Raw genomic sequence first — 6,906 nt, forward strand, 5'->3', positions numbered from 1 at the left:
TCCGATATCGGGTCACATCTCCTCAGCGTCGGCCCCGCTCGAAACTGCCATGGCTCCGGAGGTGCGCACCGGATCCCGCGCAAGGAGCCTGGACGAATCGGCGCCTCCAGGTGTTCATAGGGTGGAGGCTCTGCATGGAACACGCGGAAGCGACGTGGGAGGGGAAAGGCGTGGGCGAGGTCATCGCCGTCGAGCACGCCTTCGAGGACTTCTTCGAGCTCGAGCAGGAGCGCCTGCTGCGCCTGCTCTGGATGGTGACCGGCAGCCTCCAGGAGGCCGAGGACATCGTGCAGGACGCGTTCCTGCGCGTCTGGGAACGCTGGCCCGACATCGGATCGATGGAAAGCCCTACCGGCTACCTGCACAACGCGGCGATGAACATATTCCGCAACCGCTATCGACGGGCCAAGCTGGGGCTCCGCAAGGCGGCCGGCGCCAACCCACCGATCGACGCGTTCGGTCTGGCCGAAGACCGCATCTCGGTCTCGAACGCCCTCGCGAACCTCACCCGCAAGCAGCGGGCCGCGCTCGTGCTCACCGATCTGCTCGGCTACCCGGCCGAGGAGGCGGGACGGATGCTCGGCGTCCGGGGTTCGACGGTTCGGTCTTTGAGCTCGACGGCCCGGGCGGCGTTGAGGGAGTCCAAGGAGCTCGCCGATGAGTGACTACCGCGGCACGTTGGAGCGCGAGCTCGAGCGGTTGTCGCCGCCGAGGATCCCGTTCGACCAACTGGCGCGTCGCCGGGATCGCAAGCGCCGCGACCAGCGGATCAGGGCCGGGGTGCTCGGTCTCGCGATCGTCCTGGTGATGGGATGGCTGGGTCTGAGCGCGATCCGATCGGCGCCTCCGGTGCCGGCCGATGATCCCACGCCGACCCGACTCGGGATCTTCGCCGACGTTCGAGGCTGGATCACGTACGGCGACGTAGCCAGCTACGAAGCCAAAGGGATCTGGGCGGTCGATCCGGCGAACCCCGATGAACACCCGGTGCTGCTCAGCCGTGGCGCAGGGCTCCCCGTCGCCTGGTCGAGCGACGGCTCGAAGTTGCTCATCAACCGAGGTGCGCCCTACTTCGGTGGCCAACACTCCTTGGTCGTGCTGAACTCCGATGGGAGCGAGACGCAGGTCGCCCACGCAGACACGATCACGGGGGGCTCGTTCACCCCCGAGGGATCGAAGGTGGTCTACGGTGTCACGGTCGGTGGGAAGGACTGGAAGTCAGGCATCTACACGGTGGATGCGAAGGGCGGAACGCCTCAGCTCCTCTACGCGGCCGCCCGTCGGCGCATCGCCAGGGAAGCGTATCCAACCGACGTGTTCCGGTTCGCGGTGTACTTCCCAACGCTTTCCCCCGACGGCTCACGGATCGCGTACATCGAAGGCATGGGGGACTGGGGCAACAGCCTCTGGGTGATGAACGCCGATGGGACCGACAGGCACCGGATCATCGCGTGGGAGGAGGGAAACGACCTCGTCTGGGCGGACAGTCTCCAGTGGTCGCCCGATGGGACGCGGTTGGCCTTCGAGGGGTCGGGCCACGAGGGAGCAGGCATCTACGTCGTCAACTCCGACGGGTCGGCACTCACCGTCGTCGCCAGGGGGTCGGACTTGAGAGATCCGAGAGCTCCGTACTGGTCGCCGGACGGCTCGCGCATCGCCTTCCAGCGCTCTACTCCCGAGGGAGGGTTCCAGAGCGACGGGACACTGTACACGATGGCGCCGGACGGGGACGACGTCCAGAGCCTCGGACGCAATGCGCTCCCGTTCGGGGTGCTCCTTGGACCCTGGAACCCGCTCGTTCCGCAGGCATGATCCTCGACTGAGGGCAATCACGCTTGTCCCAGATGGCGAAGCTATACGTCGCGAGGGGTTCCGCTCTACTTGAAGACACGGCCGCTGACCTTCGCCGCGAGCCTGGAAGATGCCGTATGAGCTCGGGTCGAGGCGCATAACACCTTGCATAACAACCCGAAGGCACTCCAAGGTACTCAGCGGTACTCGACGACACACCGCCCCGCTGCTCAACGCCCTGACCTGCGGGTTCGCCTCGCCCTGACAAGGCGAAGGTCGGGGGTTCGACTCCCTCAGCGCCCACCATCAGTAAGCCCTGTTCTGATGGTGTAGTTGCCCATCTGGCTGGGCGTCGCCGCACCCGACGGGACCGATCGCCGGGTGGAGTGTCTCGCGTGTCGATCCCCGCTGGGACCCGGATTGGTCGCGACGGTTCGACCTATCCGATCGCCTCGGCGAGATCGTGGATCGTCGCGGGGTCGCGTTTCGTCATCGACGACGAACAGGAAGCTGTCGGCGCCGGCGTCCCCGTGGCTGCGCACCGCGTCGCGAGCACCGTCGAGGCCGACCTCACGCAGACAGCCGATGACCCATCGCGCGCTCGTTACGGGGCGAGCTTGCGTTGCGAGCCGTGTCCGGAGCAACGCGCCCAAGGTTGCGTCGCGGCGTCGCATCAGCGCCAGTGGACGGCAACGACTTCGCATGGCTCGAAGATGCCCTTCAGGCTCACGGTCCGGGAATCCGAGACGGCGAATGAATCCCCCGCGGCCTGGGCGGTCGCCGAGCTAACCAGGATCTCCTCGCCCTCCGCGAGCGCCCCGATCCGGGCAGCCGCGTGGACGCCTTTCCCGCTCCAGTCGAGACCTTCCTTGGTGGCTTCGGTTTGATGGAGTCCGATCCGCACTGTCGGCGAGAAGCCTTGCTCACTGCGATGCTCCGCAAGCGCCCGTTGGATGTCCACCGCGCATGCGATCGCGGACTCAGGGTCGTCGAAGGTGACGAAGAACCCATCGCCTGTCGTCCGCACGACCTCACCTCCGTGGCGGGCAACCACCGAGGCGAGCAGGTCGTTGTGCCACCGGACCAGATGCCCCCAAGCCTCGTCTCCGATGAACTCCGCCAGGTTCGTGGACTGGACGATGTCGGTGAACATGAACACTCTCTCGATCCGCGGCCCCGCGGACGGCTTGGTGTCCCCGGCGGCCTCCGCCGCGCGGCGGATGTCGGTTTTCGCGCCAAGCCGCTCAAACGTCGAGTGGGCCGCGTGGAACTCGAGCACCGCCTGCCGCTCGTTCCCGTGCGCACGGAAGGCATCGCCGAGCCCCATCCGAGCCTGGGCGCATTCGTAGGGGGCGCCCACCTCAGTCCACAGGCGCATCCCCTCGTGGAACCGCCGACCGGCTTCCACAGAATCACCTTCCGCAAGGAGGAGGAACCCCATCGAGGTGACCGCGCTCGCCCTGAGTGCCTTGGTGCCGAACGAATCGGCGATCCGGTCAAGGTCCTCAGCGGCCTCGCGAGCGTTCCGCAGGTCGCCTGCGGCGACGGCGATCTGGACCTCAGCCGCCAACAGGGGCGCACGACGGAGGGCGGTGTTGGGCGGGGCCTCGAGCGAGGCGATCGGAAGCGGATTCTCCAGCGAGTCTCGGATCGACCCCGCGGCCGCCGCTACATCCCCTTGGGCCAGCCGGAGGAGGGCCAGACCGGGATTTGGGTCCCATCCCTGCTCATGCGCCTCCAGGAAGGCCTCCTCGGCACCCGCCAGGTGCCCCAACCGCAGGCGGATCTGTCCGAGCTCCGCCGACGCCCAGCCCACGTCGGTCCGTGAGTACCTGCGGAGCTCCTTGGACGCCTCCCGAGCCTCGACCTCGGCGTCGTCCCAATCCCCGCGGAGCCGGAGGATCTCCGCACGGTGGACGCGGCACAGCCCGTGGAAGCCGCCGGTCTCGTGCCGACGGCACCAGCGGTCCATGGCGCTGGTCCATTCCTCGGCTCGGTCGTACTCGGCCAGCCCCTGGAACGCGCACACCGTGCTGCAGTACAGCAGTGCAGTGCTCACGGGATCCAGTTCCCCGGACAGCGCTGCCACGGCGGTCTCGTCCAGGACGGCAAGTCCCTCCTGGAGGTGCCCTAGGAAGATGAGGATGCGAGCCTCGGCGTTCCTCCCCTTGATTCGGATGGCGGGAACGCCCAGCCTCGTCCCGACGTCGATGGCCCGGCGCGCTTGCAGCAGGCCTTGATCGAGGTCGCCGGCCAAAACGGCCGTCCAGGCGTGGATCACCGCGAGCTGACCGTGGACCGGAGAGTCTGGATGATCGACCAGTAGACTCTCAGCTCGCTGGATCCATCCTCGCGCAGGTGCGAGGAGTCCTGTGTACAGGAGCAGGGCGGCCACCTGCTCCGCCGCGCCGGCCCCCCGCTCGTCTTCGCCAGCACGCACGGCCGCCGCGTGAACGCGCTCCCAGGCGTCGATGGCCTCCTCCGGATGGCCCGCCAAGTACGCGGTATCCGCGAGCGTCGCGAGTGCATCCTGGTCGAGCCTGCGGCTGTGATCGGCCTCCGAGAGGAGCCCGTATGCCTCGTCCCAGGCCTTCCGATCCATGGCCTCACGGGCCCGATCGAGGACCGAGTCGTCCGCAGGCTGGCTCATATACCCTCCGCGCTCGCGGGACATTCTAGCCGCGCCTCCGAGGCCGACGTCATGAGCATCACGTAGATTGCCGAACGCCCCGCGATGCTGAGGCCGAGACGCCCTGCGCCTGGTCGTGGAGGATGAGTAGATGAGCGACCAAGCCAACCTCGCCGATGCCGTGGACGTTGCCGTCGATGTCGCGGCGTGGCTCGACGGCTTCCTTGCCAAGAACATCATGGGTCCGGATCTCTCGGGCTGGGACGAGGCACTCCCACTGAGGGTCGAGAATCAACTCCGGGTACTTGCCCAGCCCTGCGTAGACGCCCTGGAGGCGGGCTCAAGAGCGATGAGCGATCGGCTGGCTGCGATCGGCATAGCGGCGACGAGATTCCTCGCGGAGACGCAGGTCATGATGGCCTGGCTGATGCAGCCCGAAGACGACACGAGACGCCAGAGAAGAGCCTTCGAGGCGCTCCATGCGGAGATGGCCCAACAGACGAAGTTGCTCGCGTCCATCGCTGATCATGAGACCGACCCAACGAAGAAGGTGGCCGATCACCAGCAACAGATCAAGCTTGGAGCCACGACGGCCAAGCTCCTAGCACTGGCCGAGTCGATGGGTTTTGCGAACCTTGGGCAACTGCCCCCTCAGGAACGACTCTTCAACAACTTTCACCCATCCGGGTACGACATCTTCAGGATGACATCCAACTTCGGTAGGCACCCCGCCTTGTCCTTCGCTCCCATGATTGCGAGCTGGACCGACGGGGTCGTCGAGACGTTCGATCCAACAGGGAACGAACTGATCCGGGCCTACTTCGTCCGCCAGATGATCGAAGAGTCGTTCGAGATCGCACGACACCTTGCGGGAGCCCATGGCTGGGAGCAAGCACTCAGTGAGCTGGCCGAACAAGAGCGCCGATTCGCCTCCTTACGTGAACGAATCAGTGCACGATGGCACTGGCAGATATGGGGCGGGTAGTGCTGGCGGTACCGAATCGGCTTGGCCGAGGATGACCGGCGACCAGTCGTACTCGTACCCAAGAGGGTCCATCTCGTCGTGGCGCGATCCACTCGTACACTGGCAGACAGACTGACGCCAGGTTCCGATGCCGGAAGACCTCAATGTCGAGATCGCGGGAGCGTTAGCCGAGGCCGGCGACGCGCCGGCCCAGCCCACGAGATCCCGCCGCGAGGGGTTCGTCGAGATCCTGGAGGCGATCGTGCTCGCGGTCGTCGCGATCGCGACCGCGTGGAGCGGCTACCAAGCGGCCAGATGGGACGGGCGTCAGGCTGAGCTGTATGGCGAGGACGCGGCCATCAGGATCCGTGCCGATCAGCTACTCACCCTTGGCGGGCAGCAGCGTCTGCTGGACGTAACCACGTTCAACACCTGGATCGAAGCGCGGAGTGAGGGACGCACGAAGTTGGCGGCGTTGTACGAACGTCGTTTCAGTGCCGAGTTCAAGCTCGCGTTCGATGCCTGGCTCGCCACCGATCCGTTCTCGAACCCGGACGCGGTGCCCGGGCCGAGCTTCATGCCCGAGTACGTCAATGCCCAGATCCAGAGAGGCTCGGAGTTGAACGAACTTGCATTGCACGTCTTCGACGAGGGTACTGCCGCGCGGGGCCGCGCCGACGACTACATCCGTACGACCGTGGTGCTGGCGACCGTCCTATTCCTGCTCGCTCTGTCGCAGCGCTTCAGGATCTTACGTGTCCGAGTTGGCGTCCTCGTGCTGGCTGGCGGATTGATGCTCTACGGGCTGTTCACGATCATCACGTTCCCGCGCTTGTGAATGGCAGCCCTAGATTGGGCTCCCACATTTCGTAGCGCCGGCTCAGGCGCGCTGATGTCCTATGCGAGACCGGCCCGAGAGGGAGTGCAAGCTGGTGGCTGTATCCGAGCGGTCGGTCGGAGCCCTGGATCTAGCCAACGGGATGATTTGGAAGGACCACGTCCACAGTGACCTGGAGACGATCAGAGATGCGAGTCTGCATAACACCTGCATAACAAGCTGAAGGCACTCCAAGGTACTCAGCGGTACTCAGAGGTAGAGCGTTTCCGCAGCACAACACCCTGACCTGCAGTTTCTCCTCGCCCTTACAAGGCGAAGGTCGGGGGTTCGAGACCCTCAGCGCCCACCAAGCAGAGTCTCTGGTTGGTAGTCATTCTCGTGGCCTTGCCGGTTCGCGAGCAGCAGTCGCTTCGATGGGCCAGCGATCCTAGGTTGGGTCTCGCGAGTAGCCGGGGGCCGCGTATGGGGAGCACAGACAGAAGAGCTCCCGCAGCTGACCCCTTCCCGGGGCGCGTGCCGACGACCGCGAAAGGGTCGATACTCGGCCCGTGAGTGTTCCGCCGGATGGCGGCTCGAAGTCGGTGGGCGAGCCGCGCGGTGCACCTCAGCCGGGAACGGGCGCCAGCGAAGACGCCGACGTCCACGCATTCCTCATCGGCGACATGCGTGGTTGGACATCGTTCA

General features: G+C 66.0%; 5 protein-coding genes and 1 tRNA gene. 5 read left to right on the forward strand and 1 reads right to left on the reverse strand.

Annotated features, from left to right (window positions below; all coding sequences use genetic code 11):
• Nucleotides 1–134: 134 nt before the first annotated feature.
• Together VFI59_02950 and VFI59_02955 are read left to right on the forward strand one after the other, a co-directional pair.
• Nucleotides 135–665, forward strand: a complete 531-nt coding sequence (locus VFI59_02950) for a sigma-70 family RNA polymerase sigma factor (GenBank protein HET6712650.1) — start codon at nucleotides 135–137, stop codon at nucleotides 663–665.
• Nucleotides 658–1,812 carry a hypothetical protein gene (locus VFI59_02955; protein ID HET6712651.1) on the forward strand — a complete coding sequence of 385 codons (1,155 nt, stop codon included), beginning with the start codon at nucleotides 658–660 and terminating at the stop codon, nucleotides 1,810–1,812. Before VFI59_02950 ends, VFI59_02955 begins: the two co-directional genes overlap by 8 nt.
• 652 nt (nucleotides 1,813–2,464) lie before the next feature.
• Here VFI59_02955 and VFI59_02960 read toward each other — a convergent pair.
• Nucleotides 2,465–4,441, reverse strand: coding sequence for an adenylate/guanylate cyclase domain-containing protein (locus VFI59_02960; protein ID HET6712652.1), 1,977 nt, complete (start codon nucleotides 4,439–4,441; stop codon nucleotides 2,465–2,467).
• A 130-nt stretch (nucleotides 4,442–4,571) separates the two neighbouring features.
• Between VFI59_02960 and VFI59_02965 the strand changes: the two genes are divergently transcribed.
• The 3 genes from VFI59_02965 (at nucleotide 4,572) to VFI59_02975 (ending at nucleotide 6,571) form a co-directional block, all read left to right on the forward strand.
• The gene (locus VFI59_02965; protein HET6712653.1) at nucleotides 4,572–5,405 is read left to right on the forward strand and encodes a hypothetical protein; all 834 of its coding nucleotides are present in this window, start codon (nucleotides 4,572–4,574) and stop codon (nucleotides 5,403–5,405) included.
• A gap of 241 nt (nucleotides 5,406–5,646) precedes the next feature.
• Nucleotides 5,647–6,222 (forward strand): hypothetical protein, encoded by a 576-nt coding sequence (locus VFI59_02970; protein HET6712654.1) that lies wholly within the window; start codon nucleotides 5,647–5,649, stop codon nucleotides 6,220–6,222.
• 258 nt (nucleotides 6,223–6,480) lie between these two features.
• Nucleotides 6,481–6,571 (forward strand) — tRNA-Ser (locus VFI59_02975).
• Nucleotides 6,572–6,906 lie beyond the last annotated feature (335 nt).

The sequence above is a fragment of the Actinomycetota bacterium genome, assembly GCA_035697485.1.
GTDB lineage: Bacteria > Actinomycetota > UBA4738 > UBA4738 > HRBIN12 > JAOUEA01.